Raw genomic sequence first — 18,279 nt, 5'->3', positions numbered from 1 at the left:
TGAACGATAAGGAGATGGTCATGCCCCTCGCGCAACTGATGAGCCCTGAGCAACTGGCCGAACGGCTCGAACAGCCAAAGCTGGTGGTGCTCGATTGCCGCTTTGCCCTGGACGATGTCGATTACGGTCAGCGCAGTTATGCCGGAGGGCATATCGCCGGTGCGCATTTCGCCGACCTGGAGCGCGACCTTAGCGGCCCAGTGGTCAAGGGCGTGAGTGGACGTCACCCGCTCCCCCAGCCAGGGCGGTTGATTGAACGCCTGCAAAGCTGGGGCGTGGATAACGACAGTGACGTCGTGCTTTATGACGATGGCCCGGGCGCCTTTGCCGCGCGAGCCTGGTGGCTGTTGGCCTGGCTGGGCAAGCGCAGTGGCGTCTACGTGCTCGACGGCGGGCTCAAGGCCTGGCACGCCGCAGGGTTGCCGTTGAGCCTGGACCCCGCAGAAAAACGAGAAGGACATTTTTCCGGCAAACCGGATCAGGCCATGCTGGTTTCGGCGCAGCAACTGAACAAACGTCTGGGTTCACCGGAACTGACCTTGCTTGATGCCCGTGCCTTGCCGCGTTTCCGTGGCGAAGTAGAACCTATCGACCCGGTCGCAGGGCATATCCCGGGCGCCCAATGCGCAGCCTTCACCGATAACCTGGGCACTGATGGCCGTTTCCTGCCGGCCGAACAGTTGCGCCAACGCTTTGCTGCTGTTCTGGGCGCACGTCAGCCAGAAAACCTGGTGGCCTATTGCGGTTCAGGCGTGACCGCCTGCCATAACCTGTTTGCCCTGTGCCTGGCCGGTTACCCGCTGGCAACGCTGTACGCAGGCTCCTGGAGCGAGTGGATTACCGACCCGCAAAACGCTGTCGCCACCGGCGATTAAGCACCGCTGGCCAACCACTGCGGAATGCGCCGCTCCAGGTAATAGCCGGGGTGGCGTAGGCTCCCGTCGATAAAACCGACATGCCCACCGTGGGCATGCAGTTCCAGAGTGGTCTGCGTCGACAGCTCGTTGTTACCCGGCAGGCTGTGGCGAAACACGAAGGGGTCATCGCTGGACTGGATGATCAGCGTTGGCGTCCGATTCTCTCCGAGAAAGTAACGGCTCGATGAACGCCGGTAATAGTCATGGGCGTCGGCAAAGCCGTTCAGCGGCGCAGTGACCTTGCCGTCAAAATCCCAGAACGTGCGCAAATGCTCCAGTGACCCCAGGCGCTCGATAGCCGACAACCCCTCCTGATGACCGTGGCGCTGGAAATGCCGCTGCTTGTCTTTCACGTAAGCCCGCATCGCGCGCATGAAATGGGCTTGATACACCCGCGAAAAGCCCTGGCCAATTCGGTCGGCACACTGATCCAGGCGAAACGGCACCGAAACCGCCACGGCGGCCTGCAAAGGACAGGCTGTACCGGTCTCGCCCAGGTATTTGAGCAATATGTTTCCACCCAGCGAGTAGCCAACAGCATAGAGCGGTGCAATAGGGCGCTGAGCCTGCAGGTGAGCGATGACTTCGGCAAGGTCCTCGCTGGCGCCAGAATGGTAGCTGCGCGGTAACAGGTTCGGCTCGCCTGAACAGCCTCGCCAGTTCACCGCAACACTGCCCCAGCCTTGCAGGGCCAGTGCCTGCTGCACGCCGAGGATATAAGGCGATGACGAAGAACCGGTGAGGCCATGCAACAACACCACAAGAGGCGCATCAATGCTGTGCGGGCCATGCCAGTCAAGATCAAGGAAGTCACCGTCCTTGAGCCAAAGGCGTTCACGCCGACGTGACGGCACCGCAAGCTTGCGCCATAGCGGGCCCCACAAGGTTTGCAGATGGGGGTTGCCCAGCCCGGGGGCTGGGCGAAAGACAGGGGTATTGAAGGCTGCGGCCAACGTCGATTCCTCTTCGTGCATCGACTACGTTGCCACAAACCTGAATGCTTGTACCGCCTCTATTCGTCGGTTTGCGCAATCAACGAGAGATCAGGCAACGGCTCCTGAGGCACCTCGGGGCCCACACTGATGAACACCGACTTCGTGAGGTCCAACTTACGATTTACAGCAAGCCTGACAGCCTCTGGCGTCAAGGCGAAAGCCTCTTCCTGTTGCCGCTGAATGTAATCAAGCGGCCTACCGTTGAAGCCTATGGCAGAAATTTTCCGCACCGCGAGGGCGTTGACCGAAATTGAGTTGAGCGCTTCGCTACGAAATAGCTGTCTGGCCAGGTCCAGCTCTTCCTGGGTGGGGCCGTTACGCAGGAATGTCTCCAGCATCTCACTGACCAACGCTTGAGAAGCCTCGTTGTAGCGAGGCTCTACATCCCATTTGATCTGCAACGAACCGCCAGCCTTGAACGGCATGAACGTGGCCACAACACCATAGGTCAGCCCACGTTTATGGCGCAGTTCATTCGTCAGACGTGCGTTGGGATGGTTGCCCAATAAAATACTGGCAATCTCCATGGCAACGTAATCCGGGTCGTCTAGCGTGACGCTCGGAAATGCCAGCATGACATCGGTTTGTGCATTCGGGCGCTCAAAATGCAGAACCTCAGGCTCAGCTTCTGGCGTACTGGCAATCGGAGGTTGAGCCGGCCCCTCGGGCAGCGCCTGGCTAACGGTTTCGGCAATGGCCTTGGCCTCCTCCAGCGCCAGATCACCGATCAGTGAAATGACCATGTTCTGGGGGGTGTAGGTCTGGCTGTGAAACCTGTGCAAGGCTTCGCGGGTAACCGCTGCAATACCCTCTGGCGTGCCCCCTGACGGCTGGGCGTAGGGGTGGCCACGAAAGAGCTGGGCATATAACTCGTTCTTCAGGAAAAACGGCATCCAATTGTTGTCATCGTTCAACTGATTGAGCATCTCCCCTTTCAACCGCTGCAACTGAGTGGCGCCCAGTGCGGGCTTGCCAACCACCTCGGCGAACAGCTCAACCAGCGGTATACGGTGCTCGGCAGCGCTCAGGCTGCGCAGCGAAACAGAGACAGAGTCCGCTTCGTAACGGGTCGAGAACTTAGCGCCGTGCCGCTCGAACAGTTCGGCAATTTCGTCGGTGTTGTAGTCTTTGGTTCCTTCGTTGAGCATGCTCACGGTAAGCGCTGATAACCCTGGCGTGTCGCCATCCCGGACGCTGCCGGCATCAATCTTCAGCACCAGATCAAACATGGGCAGGCCAGGCGAATGCACGAATAGCACCTGAGTGCCTGCGTCGGTACGCCAGGTCTGAATGTCCTGCTTTATCTCGGGGTGGCTGAGCAGATCAATCTCGTGAGGTGAGGTAAGCCCACCGAACAGTTCATCCGTTGCTGTTGCGGCGGTAGAGGTCATCAGGGTGAAGAGCGCAACGCTTAGTACGCCAATCACGCCATGACGCATACGTGCCTTGAGGTTATTCATGGTCGGCCTCCTTGGCCTGCAGATGGGCAATGGTCAAACGCTCACGCGTCAACAGGCTTTGGGCGGCGTGCTGAACATCCTCGGCGGTGACAGCTTGCAGTGCCTGGATTTCGTCGTTGAGGTAGGTCAGCGGTAAACCGCTGCCGACGAACTCGCCGATGGCGTCGGCCTGTGCACCCAATTCGTCGCGGACATACACCTGCGAAGCGATCAAACGCGCTTTGGCACGTGCCAGTTCGGCTGCTGTAGGTGGCGTGGACTTGAGTGCTTCGAGCATTTCCCAGATCCGCATTTCGACGTCAGCCAATGCGGGCTGGGTGGTCGGGTTTGGGAACGCATCCAGCGTCAGCAGTGTGTCGCCGCGCCGGTAGGGCTCGTAGGAAGACTGTACATAGGACAGCATTTTTTCATGACGGATCAGTTGGGCGTTCATGCGTGAACTGAAGCCTTCCGTGAGTATCTGAGGAATCAGGCGCAATGCCAGGGGCAGATGAGGCGCTTCAGCCGTTGCAGCACTGGGGACGTTAAAGGCCAGTATCAGGCCAGGCTCCAACTGGGGCAGGCGCAGGTCCAGGCGACGCTCGCCCACGCTACCCTGCTCGCGAGGCACTTTCTTCACCGGAGTGTCTCGGCGCGCAATGGCGCCGAAATAGCGCTCAACCAAGGGTTTAAGCGTTTCAAGGTTTACGTCACCCACCACCACAAGGGTGGCGTTGTTGGGGACATACCAGTCGCGATACCACTGCCGCAGCTCCTCGACGCGCATCTGTTCAAGGTCGTTTGCCCAACCAATTGTCGGCGTCCGGTAGCTGCTCTGTGCATAGGCGTGGGCCTGGACCCGTTCCTGAGCCAACATGATCGGCGCGTTGTCCACGCGGCGGCGGCGCTCAGCCTTTACTACCTCGATCTCACGCGCATATTCCGTTGCGCCCAAACGCGCAGTTTCCATCGCGTCAGCGGCTGCCTCCAGGGCGATTGCAAGCCGGTCGCTGGGCAAGGTCTGGTGAAATACCGTGGCGTCATGTGTAGTGAAGGCGTTTTCCGTGGCCCCGATGCGGCCGAATATCTTTGCAATCTGGCCGGGGCCGATTTTGCTGCTGCCCTCGAACATCAAGTGTTCCAGTGCATGGGACAATCCCGATTGGCCGGGGTATTCGTAGCTGGAGCCGACGTGGTACCACAGCTGCGATTCAACGAGAGGGGCACGGCGATCTTCTCGCAAAATAACCTGCAGGCCATTGTCGAGGGTGAAGTGCTGCAAGGGGGCGGGTTCACTGGCCGTTGCCAGTAGCGGCAGGCCGGGGGCAAGACAGGCGAGCGCCCATCGCAAGGTTTTTTTGATCATGGGAAGTACTCCATAAAGTGGCATCAATTGCCGGAGTAGCTTCTGTGTTCTGCCAAAGGGGATGGGTGTAGATAGTTATTGAGGTGTCAGGCCCGCCGAGCGGCGGGCCTGATGTGCGATCAGCTGCGCTGCCACAACGCGTAGTGCACCTGGCCGGCCTTTTTCTCCCGGTGCAACCGCCAGTTGCCGGGCATGTGCAGGCTCGACGGCGCGGTCTCACTCTCGGTGTAGATCCACGCGCGTGGCGCCAGCCATTGGCGCTCTTCAAGCAGGCTGCAGGTCGTGCTCAGCAGGTCCTGGTGAAACGGCGGATCGAGAAACACCACATCAAAGGGAGCACCTGGCTCGCCCTGCAGGTAACGCTGGGCGTCACTCTGGATCACCTGGCCAAGTGTGCAGCGCAGGAGTTCCAGGTTCTGCTTGAGGCTGGCAATCGCAGCCGGATTGTTGTCCAGCGCTACCGCAGAGGCGGCACCGCGCGACAACGCTTCAAGGTACAACGCCCCGCTGCCACTGAAAGCATCCAGCACACGCGCGCCTTCGATGTAGGCAGCCAGCCAGTTGAACAGGGTTTCTCGCACCCGGTCCGGGGTCGGGCGCAAGCCTGGGCCGTCGGGGAAATTCAGACGACGGCTACGCCATTCGCCGCCAATGATGCGCAGTTGGCCCTGGCCATTGTGGGCACGGGCCGGTTTTGCGGATGGACTGGCCATTAATGCTCCGGAACACCGAGCGGTTGCTCGGCGGGTTTGTCTGTAGGGGGTGGCAAAGGCTTTTGCGGCACACTCGGCCCCGCCGTAACGATGACCATCTTGTCAGCCACCAGGTGCTTGTTCAGCGCCGCCCTGACCTGCTCGGTGGTCAGGCTCTGGGACTGCTGCATGTAGTCTTCCAGGTAGGTCAGCGGCAGGTTGTAGAAGCCGATAGCGCCCAGTTGGCCAACGATACTGGCGTTGCTGGCATTGGACAGCGGGAAGCTGCCGGCCAACTCACGCTTGGCGTCGTCCAGCTCTTGCTGGGTAGGGCCGGTTTTCAGGTAGTCACGCAGAATGTCCTGAACCAGTTTCAGGGTGCCCTCGCTGAGTTCGGCGCGGGTCTGCAGGTTGATCAGGAACGGCCCACGTGCCTGCATCGGCGTGAACCCGGAGTACACCCCGTAGGTCAGGCCGCGTTTTTCCCGTACTTCGCTCATCAGCCGCGTGCCGAATGTACCGCCACCCAGGATCTGGTTACCCAGCATCAGCGCGGCATAATCCGGATCGTTACGGTCGATGCCCAATTGGGCGAGCAGCAGGTGGGTCTGCTTGGACGGGAAGTCGATATGGCTGGCGCCCGGTGTGGGCTCTCTCGGCTCGGCGACTTTGGCCAGTGCCGGGCCTTTAGGCAGCGCGGCAGACACCTGGGCAGCGATCTTTTCGGCGTCTTCGCGGCTCAGGTCACCCACCAGTGCGATCACGACGTTACCTGCGGCGTAGGCCTTGGCATGGAAAGCACGCAGTTGTTCGACGGTAATCGGGGTAATGCTCTTGGCATTGCCATCGCTCGGGTGAGCGTAGGGGTGGCTGCCATAGAGGCGTTCGAACAGTTGCTGGCTCGCCAGCTTGCCGGGGTTCTGTTTCTGGTACTCGAAACCCGCCAGCAACTGGTTCTTGATTCGCGCCAATGCATCGCTCGGGAACGTCGGCTTGCCGACCACTTCAGCGAACAGTTTGAGCGCAGGCTCACGCTTGCTCGTGCTGCTCAGGCTACGCAGGGTGGCAACGGCCATGTCGCGGTAGGCGCCGTTACCGAAATCGGCCCCCAAGCCTTCGAAACCTTCGGCAATGGCACTGACGTCCTTACCGGCAACGCCTTCATTGAGCATTGCATTGGTCAGGGTCGCCAAGCCAGGGGCATCGCCATCCTGGCTACTGCCTGCAGCGAAAGTCAGGCGTAGGTCGAACATCGGCAGCTCGCGGGCTTCGACGAACAGCACCTTGGCGCCCTCAGCGGTGTTCCAGGTCTGGATATCCAGTTGGCGGCGACTCGGCGCCTTGTCGTCGAGCTCAGCCAGCGACTGCAAGGTATTGCTTGGCTTTGCCGCCGGTTTTTCCGCGACTGCAGCATTATCGGACTGGGCAGGGCGGGCCAGGAAGAATGCCAGCAGTGCCACCGCCAGCAGGATACCCAGGCCCATCAGGGTGTAACGGGGAGTCGTGCGCTCACTCATGAGCCTTTTCCTCGGGCAATACGTGGGCGATGCTCAGGCGCTCGCGGGTGAAGTAGGTGCTCGCGGCCTTCTGGATGTCAGCCGGGGTCACGTTTTTCAGCTCCTCCAGTTCGTTGTCGATCAACTTCCAGGACAGGCCAACCGTTTCCAACTGACCAATGGTCGTGGCCTGGCTGCTGATGGAGTCGCGGTTGTAGACCAACCCGGCGATCACTTGGGCGCGAACACGCTCAAGCTCTTCAGCCGACGGCGGTGTGGTCTTCAGCTCTTCGAGCAGTTTCCAGATACCGGCCTCGACGTCGGCCAGGGTCTTGTTCTTCTGGGTATTGGGCGTGGCCGAAATCACGAACAGGCTGTCACCACGGGCAAAGGCGTCGTAGTTGGTAGACGCCCCGGAAACCAGTTCCTGCTCACGCTCGAGGCGGGTAGACAGGCGGGCGCTGTAGCCCCCATCAAGCAGGGCCGAGATCAGGCGCAGGGCGTGTACGGTACGCGGGTCCTTGGCGGTTGCCAGGCTCGGTACGTTGAAGCCGTAGATCAGGCTCGGCAGCTGGGTACGCACATGCAGCGTCAGCTGGCGCAGGCCAGGCTCGGCCAGTTCCAGCGGAAGCTTCGCCGAGGGCACCGGACGCTTGGGAATACCGCCGAAAAAGCGCTGGGCGAGGGTTTTGACCTCGTCTGGAGTGACGTCGCCGACCACGACCAAGGTGGCGTTGTTTGGCACATACCAGGACTGGTACCAATGGCGCAGGTCTTCGACGGTCATGCGCTCAAGGTCGGCCATCCAGCCGATGGTCGGTGTGTGGTAGCCGCTGGCCGGGTAAGCCATCGCGTTGAACCGCTCGTAGGCCTTGGCAGTCGGCTGATCGTCGGTGCGCAGGCGGCGCTCTTCCTTGATGACTTCGATTTCACGGCTGAATTCGTCGGCAGGCAGGCGCAGGCTGGCCATGCGGTCGGCTTCCAGCTCAAAGGCCACCGGCAAACGGTCGCGGGCCAGCACCTGGTAATAGGCGGTGTAGTCATCGCTGGTGAAGGCGTTTTCTTCGGCGCCCAGGTCACGCAGGATGCGAGAAGCTTCGCCAGGGCCAAGTTTCTCGCTGCCCTTGAACATCATGTGCTCCAAGGCATGGGACAAACCGGTCTGCCCCGGCGTCTCATAGCTGGAACCCACCTTGTACCAGACCTGCGAAACCACCACGGGGGCGCGGTGGTCCTCGCGCACGACCACTTTGAGGCCGTTGTCGAGGGTGAACTCGTGAGTGGGCTGCGGATCGGCGGCAAAGGCCGCGAACGGCAGAATAACTGTGCTGAGCAGCAGGCCAGTGGCACGGCGGGCTAGAGCATTCATTCGTTGTTCAACCTGTAGGACTGCCCGCTTGGTCTTAGCGTCTGCGGGCGAGGAGGTGCTAGGATACTGATCCGGTTGCCAGACGACCATGCCTGTCGGGGTTCAAGCCCGAAGGCTTCTCGACAAAATGTGCGCATGAACAAGCCGGTTTAAACATAGTCTGTTCTGCGTTGAAAGAATTTTTTGAGGCGCCACAGTGGCGCATCGCTACCCTGAGATAGCCGTCTTCCATGTTTGGTTCCAACGACGACAAAAAGAACCCGGCCCCGGCCGGTGAAAAGAAGGGCCTGTTCGGTTGGCTGCGCAAGAAGCAGCCGGTTGTCGAACAGCCACAGCCGCCCGCCCAGGATGTACCTGAGCAGGTCGCGCCAACCGTCGCCGAGCCGGCGATCAACGTCGCCCCTGTTTCGGCCCCGACACCCGCAACGCCTGTTGCAGAGGTTGCCCCCGCTGCGGCCCCGGCAACACCGCCTGCCGGGTTGACCTTGCCGGTTCCAGAGGAGCCGGTGGCACTGATGGCTGACCTCGAGCCGCATTCGCCGCCACCGATTCCCCATCGCGACGCACCGGTTGCGCCGCTCGAATCGACCCCGCCGGTGGTTGCAGCGCCTGCGCCAGCCGCCGAACCTGCACCTGCACCTGCACCTGCACCTGCACCTGCACCTGCACCGGTCGTAACTGCGCCGATCACTCAGGCAGCGCCACCTGCGCCTGTGACTGCATCAGTCGAGCCAGCGCCAGAGCGTACCGAAGAAGCCAAAACCGGTTTCTTTGCCCGCCTCAAGCAAGGCCTGTCGAAAACCAGCGCCAGCATCGGCGAAGGCATGGCCAGCCTGTTCCTGGGCAAGAAGGCCATCGACGACGACTTGCTCGACGAAATCGAAACCCGTCTGCTGACCGCCGACGTCGGCGTTGAAGCCACATCGGTAATCATCCAGAGCCTGACCCAGAAGGTCGCGCGCAAGCAGTTGGCTGACAGCGATGCCCTGTATAAATCGCTGCAAGGCGAACTGGCCGACCTGCTCAAGCCTGTTGAACAACCGTTGCGCATCCAGTCGCAGAGCACGCCTTTCGTGATTCTGGTCGTCGGCGTCAATGGCGCGGGCAAGACCACCACCATCGGCAAACTGGCGAAGAAACTGCAGCTTGAAGGCAAAAAAGTCATGCTGGCAGCAGGCGACACCTTCCGTGCCGCCGCCGTCGAGCAGTTGCAGGTGTGGGGTGAGCGCAACAATATCCCGGTCATTGCCCAGCACACCGGCGCCGACTCGGCCTCGGTCATCTTTGACGCACTGCAGGCCGCCAAAGCCCGCGGTATCGACGTGCTGATCGCCGACACCGCAGGCCGCCTGCATACCAAAGACAACCTGATGGAAGAACTCAAGAAGAGTCCGTCGGGTAATGGGCAAACTCGATGCGGCTGCCCCACACGAAGTCCTGCTGGTGCTGGACGCCGGCACTGGGCAGAACGCCATCAATCAGGCCAAGCACTTCAACCAGAGCGTTGAGCTGACCGGCCTGGCATTGACCAAACTCGACGGCACCGCCAAAGGCGGGGTGATCTTCGCCCTGGCCAAGCAGTTTGGCTTGCCAATTCGTTACATTGGTGTGGGCGAAGGCATCGACGATCTGCGGACCTTCGAGGCCGAACCCTTTGTGAAAGCACTGTTTGCCGAGCGGGAGCATCCATGATCCGATTCGAACAGGTCGCCAAACGCTATCCGAATGGTCACGTTGGCCTGCATGAATTGAGTTTTCGGGTACGTCGGGGCGAATTCCTGTTCGTCACCGGCCATTCCGGCGCCGGCAAGAGCACCTTGCTGCGCCTGCTGCTGGCCATGGAACGTCCGACCAGCGGCAAGTTGCTGCTGGCTGGCCAGGACCTGGGGCAGATCAGCAACGCACAGATCCCGTTCTTACGTCGCCAGATTGGCGTAGTGTTCCAGAACCACCAGTTGCTGTTCGACCGCACCGTATTCAACAACGTCGCCCTGCCGCTGCAGATTCTTGGCCTGTCCAAGGCCGAGGTGGCCAAGCGGGTCGACTCCGCACTTGAACGCGTGGCCTTGTCGGACAAAGCCGAGCTGTACCCCGGCGACTTGTCCACAGGGCAACAGCAGCGTGTCGGTATCGCCCGGGCGATCGTTCACCGCCCGGCCTTGCTGCTGGCCGACGAACCGACCGGTAACCTTGACCCGCGCCTGGCTGCAGAGATCATGGGTGTTTTCGAAGACATTAACCGCCTGGGCACCAGCGTGCTGATCGCCAGCCACGACCTGGCACTGATCGCACGCATGCGTCACCGCATGCTGACCTTGCAGCGCGGCCGTCTGATCGGCGATGGGGAGGCCGGGCAATGAGTGCAACACGTAGTCCCAAGGTTTCCGAGCGGGTGGCACCGAAACCGGCCGACCCTGCCCCGGAGAAGAAAAAACGCGGCAACGACGACGATGACGGCCCGGACTTCGGCACCCTGCTGCATGCGTGGCTGGAAAGCCACCGCTCGAGCCTGCTCGACAGCCTGCGTCGCCTGGGCAAACAACCGATTGGTAGCTTCTTCACCTGCCTGGTGATGGCCGTCGCCCTGAGCCTGCCCATGGGCCTGTCATTGCTGCTGAGCAACGTCGAGCGGCTCGGCGGCTCCTGGCAGCGCGCAGCGCAAATCTCCCTGTACCTGAAACTGGACGCCAGCAGCCGTGACGGCGAAGCCTTGCGCGACCAGATCAAAGGCATTGCGGGAGTCGCCGAGGCAGAGTTTGTCAGCCGTGATCAGGCCCTCAACGAGTTTCAGAAGCAGTCCGGCCTGGGCGAAGCCCTGCGCGAACTGCCTGAAAACCCGTTACCTGGTGTCATCGTGGTCACCCCGAAGGAAGTCGACAAACCGGCCCTCGAGGCCTTGCGTCAGCGTCTGGCCGAACTGCCTAGGGTTGAACTGGCCCAGCTGGACCTGGTCTGGGTCGAGCGCCTGGCAGCGATCCTGAAGCTGGGTGACCGCTTTGTCTTCGGTCTGACCGTGCTGCTGGTCTCGGCGTTGCTGCTGGTAATTGGTAACACCATTCGTCTGCATATCGAGAACCGCCGCATCGAAATTGAAGTCATCAAGCTGGTCGGTGGTACCGATAGCTATGTCCGTCGACCGTTCCTGTACATGGGCGCACTCTACGGATTTGGCGCAGGTGTACTGTCCTGGGGCGTGCTGGCATTTGGCTTGAACTGGCTGAATGATGCGGTGATCGGGCTTTCTGGCCTCTACGGTAGCGATTTCGCACTGGCAGGTGTGCCGCCAGCCGATGGTCTATCGCTCTTGCTTGGTGCAGTGTTGTTAGGGTATATCGGTGCTTGGATTGCGGTCGCTCGTCACTTGAGCGAGCTCGCACCGCGATAAAAAGTGTCTTTTTGCCTGCATTGACGTAGCGCTTGGGGGAACTTGTTCTGGGTTCCCCGGTCAATGCTGGCAGTGCCCACGGGCACGAATTCAGTGAGTCGGAGGTTTTTTCGTATGACCACTTCGTTGCAACCTGCTTATGCCCTGGTCCCCGGTGCAAACCTGGAGGCCTACGTACACACGGTCAACAGCATCCCTTTGCTGACCGTTGAGCAGGAGCGTGAACTGGCCGAGAGTCTCTACTACCAGCAGGATCTTGAGGCGGCTCGGCAAATGGTGCTCGCCCACCTGCGTTTTGTCGTGCATATCGCCCGCAGTTACTCGGGTTACGGGCTGGCCCAGGCTGACCTGATCCAGGAAGGTAACGTTGGCCTGATGAAGGCGGTCAAACGCTTCAATCCGGAAATGGGCGTTCGTCTGGTGTCGTTCGCCGTGCACTGGATCAAGGCCGAGATCCACGAATTCATCCTGCGTAACTGGCGGATCGTCAAAGTCGCGACCACCAAGGCTCAGCGCAAGCTGTTCTTCAACCTGCGCAGCCAAAAGAAACGTCTGGCCTGGCTGAACAACGATGAAGTGCATCGTGTAGCCGAAAGCCTGGGTGTAGAGCCGCGTGAAGTCCGCGAGATGGAAAGCCGCCTGACCGGTCAGGACATGGCCTTCGACCCAGCCGCTGAAGCGGACGACGACAGCGCCTTCCAGTCTCCAGCCAACTACCTGGAAGACCACCGTTACGACCCGGCACGCCAGCTTGAGGATGCCGACTGGAGCGACAACTCCACCAGCAACCTGCACGAAGCCCTGCAAGGCCTGGATGAGCGTAGCCGCGACATTCTCTACCAGCGCTGGCTGGCCGAAGAAAAGGCCACCCTGCATGACCTGGCTGAGAAATACAGCGTGTCGGCTGAGCGTATTCGCCAGCTTGAGAAAAACGCGATGAACAAGGTCAAGGCGCTGATCGTCGCCTGAGACCGCCTTAGCGGCCCAAACCCATCGTTGGCAAGCCAACTCCCACACCGCCTTGTGCAATCCAGTGGAAGTCAGGCTTGCCTGCGATACAGGCGCCGCGAACCGACTGCCCTGCAGAATCATGCGCTCGCTACGTTGACGTAGGCGCCGGCCCTGCCGACGACACCGGCATCCCATCCAATACGCCTTCAACCAATGCCTTGGCCATTTCCGCCGAATGCAGCACCGACCACAACATCCCACGCCCGGTTTCTTCGGCATGGTGCTGGCAGTAGTAGTCGGTAACGTCACGGATACCACGCAGCAATAGGGTCGCATGAACCAGCGCGTCTTCGGCCTGGACACCGCTGCAAACGCTGAACATCGGAGGATGACTGGACTGGCAGGTGCCAAAAGGGATGGCGGCAGTGGTGCCAAGGGCGGGCGGCGGATCGGGGACGATTTTTTTCATGGTGCAGCCTCCAAACTCATTATTGAAGCTGACCACCCCTCCTTCTCACAGAATGGGTGGCAGCCATGCGCGGGGTGAGAAACCGGCGAGTTTGGAGACCGGCCAGGCATAAGCCTGCCCGCGCACAGCTACCATAAAGACGCTGCTACACGAAAACTCGCGGGTTCTCACGCCCGATCGCCGATGGAGCGGCGACTGAACGAAAGTAATCTCACGATTCCCCCCGAACAACCTTTCGAGTTCGACAGCGCTCGTAGGATAGTTCCTAAATTCTAGAATTACAGTAGCCCGTGACACCGGTTAACTAGCGCTTCAACGCTTCGCAACACTTTTTATTCCAAAAACAACTAAGCAAATTCCATTTCGATATAAATTCGTCAGTTTTCATGCTGTTAGCATTTCTGTTCGCAATCGCACACAGAAGCGATGCCCCTGCTTTGTTTTGGAGCTTCAATGAATCTGCCGTTAACCCTCAACCTGCTGGCGTTCCTCGCATTGCTGCTAGGCCTGGCACAAACCCGTAACAGCACCTGGAGCCTGGCGAAGAAGGTCCTCGCGGGCCTGATCCTCGGCGTACTGTTCGGAACCGCTCTGCATGCCATTTATGGCGCCGGCCACCCGGTGCTCAAGGCCACCCTCAGTTGGCTCGATCTGGTCGGTAACGGCTATGTGCAGTTGCTGCAGATGATCGTCATGCCGCTGATCTTCGCGTCGATCCTCAGCGCTGTGGCCCGTTTGCACAACGCCTCGTCACTGGGCCGGATCAGCTTCCTGACCATCGGCACCCTGCTGTTCACCACGGCCATTGCCGCGCTGATCGGCATCGTGCTGACCAACCTGTTCGGCCTGAGTGCTGAAGGGCTGGTCGCCGGCACTCAGGAAATGGCGCGCATGCAGACCATCCAGAGCGATTACGCCGGTAAGGTCGCCGACCTGAATATCCCGCAATTGCTGCTGTCGTTCATCCCGCAGAACCCGGTGGGTGATCTGGCCCGGGCCAAGCCAACCTCGATCATCAGTGTGGTGATCTTCGCAGCCTTCCTCGGCGTGGCCGCGCTGCAGTTGCTCAAGGACGATGCGGAGAAAGGCAACCGTGCCCTGGCGGCCATCGACACCCTGCAAGCCTGGGTGATGCGCCTGGTTCGCCTGGTGATGAAACTGACCCCCTACGGCGTGCTCGCACTGATGACCAAGGTGGTGGCCAGCTCGAACCTGGACGACATCCTCAAACTGGGTAGCTTTGTGGTGGTGTCCTACATCGGCCTGGGGCTGATGTTCGTGGTGCATGGCCTGTTGCTGTCGCTGAGCGGCGTCAACCCGCTGCGTTTCTTGCGCAAGGTCTGGCCGGTGCTGACCTTCGCCTTCACCAGCCGCTCCAGTGCAGCCAGTATTCCGCTGAATATCGAAGCGCAAACCCAGCGCCTGGGCGTGCCGCAGTCGATTGCCAGCTTCGCTGCCTCGTTCGGCGCCACCATTGGCCAGAACGGCTGTGCCGGCCTGTACCCGGCAATGCTGGCGGTAATGGTTGCGCCTGCAGTGGGCATCAACCCGCTCGACCCTCTGTGGATCGCAACCTTGGTGGCGATTGTGACCCTGAGTTCGGCCGGTGTGGCGGGCGTTGGGGGCGGGGCTACCTTCGCCGCGCTGATCGTACTGCCGGCGATGGGCTTGCCTGTGGAACTGGTGGCGCTGCTGATTTCGGTAGAACCGCTGATCGACATGGGCCGTACAGCGCTGAACGTCAGTGGCTCAATGACAGCGGGCGTGATTACCAGCCAGATGATGCAGCAGACCGACAAGGCACTGCTGGCAGCGGATGAACACGCGGCGCTGTCAAATACCTGAGTTGGGCGTCAGCGCCTACAAGGCCTTCTCCCAGACCTCGAAGTGATACGCCGGGGTCTGTTCATTGGCCGGGTTTTCCTGGGTGGATGCCAAGCGCCAGTGCGCAGCATCAAACTCAGGGAACCAGGCGTCCCCTTCCGGGCTCAACTCGACCCGGGTCAGGTACAAGCGATCTGCCAGACCACGCGCCAGCGCCTGGGTGTAGAGCTGCGCACCGCCGATCAGCATCAGCTCGTCCACCCCCCTGCTCACGCGCCCAGACGTCGGCACGGGCGATAGCCGCCTCCAGCGAATCGAACACCTCGGCACCTTCCAGTGTCAGCCCAGGCTGGCGGCTGACCACCAGATTGAGCCGCCCCGGCAATGGTCGACCGAGCGAATCCCAGGTCTTGCGACCCATGATGATCGGCTTGCCCAAGGTGGTGGCCTTGAAGTACTTGAAATCCCCCGGCAGGTGCCAGGGCATGCGGTTGTCGATGCCGATCACACGGTTCTCGGCGAGCGCCGCGATCAGGCTGAGGGGAAGTGATGTTTTCATGTCGGCGAGGATAGCAAAGCCCGCAGTGCCACGCCTGGGTTATGCTCTGGACTGACGTGATCAATGGACTTTTGCGTGACTGGACTGACAGACCTGGACAAACGCTGGCTTACCGAAGCGGTACGCTTGCGCGAAGAACACGCCGGCCCTCTGGACGATCAAGAGGCTAATCGCCGTGCCCGCCAACTGGGGGGCGACCTCGCAACGCGGATCGAAAACCGTGCGCTCTGGCTGGCTGAACGTGACGGCATGCGTGCCGCGCTGCTGCACTGGAAACAGGGCGCGCGACTGGCCCTGCTGGTGCTGCTGGCGGTGGCTGTGCTGAGCGGTGCCGGTTTGGCCTTTGCCGCGCTGGGTGACGGCCAGCGACCGGTGAATGTGTTCTGGGCCGTGGGTAGCCTGCTCGGGGTCAACCTGCTGCTGTTGCTGAGCTGGGCCATGAGCTTTTCCCTGGCTGGCGAGCAAGGTGCAAGCCTGGGCCGTGTGTGGCTATGGCTGAGCGAAAAGCTCGCCCGTGACGCGCAGGCGGTGCATCTGGCGCCGGCCTTACTGCTGTTGTTGCAACGCCAGCGGCTCAACCGCTGGCTGCTCGGGGCACTGGTCAACGGCCTCTGGCTATTGGCACTGGGCAGCGCCCTGCTGGTGCTGCTGGTACTGCTGGCAACCCGCCGTTATGGCTTTGTCTGGGAGACCACCATCCTCGGCGACCAGACCTTCATTGACCTGACCCAGGCACTCGGTGCCTTGCCGGCACTGCTGGGTTTCAGCGTGCCGGACGTGGCCATGATCCGCGCCAGCGGCGTCAGCCAGCCGGTGCTGGAACTGGCCCGTCAGGCGTGGGCCGGCTGGTTGCTGGGCGTGCTGGTGGTCTACGGCCTGCTGCCGCGCCTGCTGCTGGCCGCGACCTGCCTGTGGTGCTGGCGACGTGGTCGCCAGCACCTGAGCCTGGACCTGAAGCTGCCCGGCTACAGCACCCTGCGTGAGGCCCTGATGCCCAGTAGCGAACGCTTGGGCATCAACGACCCAGAACCCGCGGCCATGCCAGAGGTCACTCGCCTGGCCGACGCGGAACACAGCGCAGGTGCCCTGCTGGTGGGCCTTGAGCTGGACGACCAGCGCCCGTGGCCACCGGCGCTACCCGCCAGCGTCGTGGATGCCGGCATCCTCGACAGCCGCGAGTCGCGCAACCGGCTGTTGGAACAACTGAGCCGCTTCCCCCCTGCACGTCTGGCGATAGCCTGCGACCCACGCCGCTCGCCGGACCGTGGCAGCCTGGCGTTGATCGCCGAACTGGCGCGCAGCGCCGGGGCCACGCGGATCTGGCTGATGCAAGCTCCGCCTGGGCAAGCACTGGACAGCGAGCGACTGGGCGACTGGCATCAGGCGCTGGAAAAATTTGACCTGAGGTTCGCCGACACGGCGCCCTTGCACTGGCTGGAGCATGGCCATGACTGAGCCCTTGAAGCTAGCCGTGGTCGGCCACACCAACGTCGGCAAGACCTCGCTGCTGCGCACCCTCACCCGCGATGTGGGGTTTGGCGAAGTGTCACACCGGCCCAGCACCACCCGCCACGTGGAAGGCGCACGGTTGTCGGTGGCGGGCGAGCCCCTGCTGGAGCTTTACGACACACCGGGCCTGGAAGACGCCATTGCCCTGCTCGACTACCTCGAACGCCTGGAGCGGCCCGGGGAACGCCTCGACGGCCCGGCACGACTGGAGCGCTTTCTGCAGGGCAGCGAAGCCCGCCAGCGTTTTGAACAAGAAGCCAAGGTGCTGCGCCAGTTACTGGCCAGCGATGCCGGGCTATACGTGATCGATGCCCGCGAGCCGGTGCTGGCCAAATACCGCGATGAACTGGAGGTGTTGGCAGGCTGCGGTAAACCGCTGCTGCCGGTGCTCAATTTCGTCGCCAGCAGCAACCATCGTGAACCGGACTGGCGCGAAGCGCTGGCCCGTTTGGGGCTGCATGCGCTGGTACGCTTCGATAGCGTGGCCCCACCGGAGGATGGCGAACGCAGGCTCTATGAGAGCCTTGGCATTCTGCTGGAAAGTGCCCGCCCGGCCCTGCAGCGCTTGATCGACGACCAACAAGCGCAGCGCGAAGCGCGTCGTCACAGCGCCCGCCAACTGATCGCCGAGCTGCTGCTCGACTGCGCAGCCTGTCGCCGCAGTGTAGTGGCAGACCCCACACAGGAAGCGGCGGCTATCGAGCAGTTGCGCCAGACCATACGCCAACGTGAACAACGTTGCGTCGACGCCTTGCTCAAGCTCTATGCGTTCCGCAGCCAGGATGCCAGCGCCGAGGATCTGCCGTTGCTCGACGGACGCTGGGGCGATGACCTGTTCAACCCGGAAACCCTCAAGCTACTAGGTGTTCGCCTGGGTAGCGGCGTGGCGGCGGGAGCGGCCGCAGGTGCGGGCGTTGACTTGCTGGTAGGTGGCCTGACCCTGGGGGCGGCAGCATTGGCTGGCGCCATTGCCGGCGGCGCGCTGCAGACCGCACGCAACTATGGCTCGCGCTTGCTGGGCAAGCTCAAAGGGCAACGTGAACTGACAGTGGACGACGGTGTGTTACGCCTGCTGGCCTTGCGTCAGCGCCAGCTGGCCCAGGCGTTGGACAGCCGTGGGCACGCAGCACAGGCGCGCATCACACTGGGCACACCACAGGACAACAGCTGGCGTGACGGCAAGCTGCCCGAAGCCCTCAACAAGGCTCGGGCGCACCCGCAGTGGTCATCGCTCAATGCGGGGGCGCGGCTGAGCCAGGCAGAGCGCCTTGAGCAGCTTGAAGCCTTGGTGCAAGAGCTGTAGGCCCT

The 18,279-nt window shown here is 61.6% G+C and carries 14 protein-coding genes and 2 pseudogenes; 8 read left to right on the top strand and 8 right to left on the bottom strand.

What is annotated here, in order from left to right; translation table 11 throughout:
• The first annotated feature begins 20 nt into the window (after window positions 1-20).
• Window positions 21-875, top strand: coding sequence for a sulfurtransferase (locus tag ACZ9H3_RS16780; protein WP_476221610.1), 855 nt, complete (start codon window positions 21-23; stop codon window positions 873-875).
• Here ACZ9H3_RS16780 and ACZ9H3_RS16775 read toward each other — a convergent pair.
• From ACZ9H3_RS16775 to ACZ9H3_RS16750, 6 genes are all read right to left on the bottom strand, one after another.
• Complete coding sequence (locus ACZ9H3_RS16775; RefSeq protein ID WP_476221608.1) at window positions 872-1,891, bottom strand: hydrolase; 1,020 nt, start codon at window positions 1,889-1,891, stop codon at window positions 872-874. The genes ACZ9H3_RS16780 and ACZ9H3_RS16775 overlap by 4 nt on opposite strands.
• A gap of 38 nt (window positions 1,892-1,929) precedes the next feature.
• The gene (locus ACZ9H3_RS16770) at window positions 1,930-3,372 is read right to left on the bottom strand and encodes a M16 family metallopeptidase (RefSeq protein ID WP_476221606.1); all 1,443 of its coding nucleotides are present in this window, start codon (window positions 3,370-3,372) and stop codon (window positions 1,930-1,932) included.
• Window positions 3,365-4,717 (bottom strand): M16 family metallopeptidase, encoded by a 1,353-nt coding sequence (locus ACZ9H3_RS16765; RefSeq protein WP_102053207.1) that lies wholly within the window; start codon window positions 4,715-4,717, stop codon window positions 3,365-3,367. Before ACZ9H3_RS16765 ends, ACZ9H3_RS16770 begins: the two co-directional genes overlap by 8 nt.
• 119 nt (window positions 4,718-4,836) lie before the next feature.
• A complete protein-coding gene (gene rsmD / locus ACZ9H3_RS16760; RefSeq protein ID WP_476221604.1) occupies window positions 4,837-5,430 on the bottom strand; it encodes a 16S rRNA (guanine(966)-N(2))-methyltransferase RsmD in 594 nt (197 codons plus the stop codon).
• The gene (locus ACZ9H3_RS16755) at window positions 5,430-6,926 is read right to left on the bottom strand and encodes a M16 family metallopeptidase (protein ID WP_476221602.1); all 1,497 of its coding nucleotides are present in this window, start codon (window positions 6,924-6,926) and stop codon (window positions 5,430-5,432) included. The genes rsmD and ACZ9H3_RS16755 overlap by 1 nt, the downstream gene beginning before the upstream one ends.
• Window positions 6,919-8,274 carry a M16 family metallopeptidase gene (locus ACZ9H3_RS16750; protein ID WP_476221600.1) on the bottom strand — a complete coding sequence of 452 codons (1,356 nt, stop codon included), beginning with the start codon at window positions 8,272-8,274 and terminating at the stop codon, window positions 6,919-6,921. The genes ACZ9H3_RS16755 and ACZ9H3_RS16750 overlap by 8 nt, the downstream gene beginning before the upstream one ends.
• 230 nt (window positions 8,275-8,504) lie before the next feature.
• Between ACZ9H3_RS16750 and ftsY the strand changes: the two are divergent.
• From ftsY to rpoH, 4 genes and pseudogenes are all read left to right on the top strand, one after another.
• A pseudogene (gene ftsY, locus ACZ9H3_RS16745) lies at window positions 8,505-9,966 on the top strand (signal recognition particle-docking protein FtsY).
• Window positions 9,963-10,634 (top strand): cell division ATP-binding protein FtsE, encoded by a 672-nt coding sequence (gene ftsE, locus ACZ9H3_RS16740; protein WP_010222191.1) that lies wholly within the window; start codon window positions 9,963-9,965, stop codon window positions 10,632-10,634. Before ftsY ends, ftsE begins: the two are co-directional and overlap by 4 nt.
• The gene (gene ftsX, locus ACZ9H3_RS16735; RefSeq protein WP_065757981.1) at window positions 10,631-11,659 is read left to right on the top strand and encodes a permease-like cell division protein FtsX; all 1,029 of its coding nucleotides are present in this window, start codon (window positions 10,631-10,633) and stop codon (window positions 11,657-11,659) included. The genes ftsE and ftsX overlap by 4 nt, the downstream gene beginning before the upstream one ends.
• A 114-nt stretch (window positions 11,660-11,773) precedes the next feature.
• Complete coding sequence (rpoH, locus tag ACZ9H3_RS16730) at window positions 11,774-12,628, top strand: RNA polymerase sigma factor RpoH (protein ID WP_065757982.1); 855 nt, start codon at window positions 11,774-11,776, stop codon at window positions 12,626-12,628.
• 130 nt (window positions 12,629-12,758) lie between these two features.
• Here the strand turns inward: rpoH and ACZ9H3_RS16725 are convergent, their stop codons facing one another.
• Window positions 12,759-13,079 (bottom strand): DUF3077 domain-containing protein, encoded by a 321-nt coding sequence (locus ACZ9H3_RS16725; RefSeq protein ID WP_065757983.1) that lies wholly within the window; start codon window positions 13,077-13,079, stop codon window positions 12,759-12,761.
• 453 nt (window positions 13,080-13,532) lie between these two features.
• On the opposite strand from ACZ9H3_RS16725, the gene ACZ9H3_RS16720 reads away from it, so the two are divergent.
• Window positions 13,533-14,924, top strand: coding sequence for an L-cystine transporter (locus ACZ9H3_RS16720; RefSeq protein WP_330522206.1), 1,392 nt, complete (start codon window positions 13,533-13,535; stop codon window positions 14,922-14,924).
• 15 nt (window positions 14,925-14,939) lie between these two features.
• Here the strand turns inward: ACZ9H3_RS16720 and ACZ9H3_RS16715 are convergent.
• Window positions 14,940-15,462: pseudogene (locus ACZ9H3_RS16715) on the bottom strand (dihydrofolate reductase).
• A gap of 63 nt (window positions 15,463-15,525) precedes the next feature.
• Here ACZ9H3_RS16715 and ACZ9H3_RS16710 point away from each other — a divergent pair.
• Both ACZ9H3_RS16710 and ACZ9H3_RS16705 read left to right on the top strand, forming a co-directional pair.
• A complete protein-coding gene (locus tag ACZ9H3_RS16710; RefSeq protein ID WP_476221594.1) occupies window positions 15,526-16,917 on the top strand; it encodes a DUF2868 domain-containing protein in 1,392 nt (463 codons plus the stop codon).
• Window positions 16,910-18,274, top strand: a complete 1,365-nt coding sequence (locus ACZ9H3_RS16705) for a GTPase/DUF3482 domain-containing protein (RefSeq protein WP_330522205.1) — start codon at window positions 16,910-16,912, stop codon at window positions 18,272-18,274. The genes ACZ9H3_RS16710 and ACZ9H3_RS16705 overlap by 8 nt, the downstream gene beginning before the upstream one ends.
• Window positions 18,275-18,279 lie beyond the last annotated feature (5 nt).

It is taken from the genome of Pseudomonas sp. TE3910, from assembly GCF_056279025.1.
The sequence above is the reverse complement of the archived record's forward strand: the minus strand, read 5'-3'. Positions and strand labels throughout refer to the sequence as shown.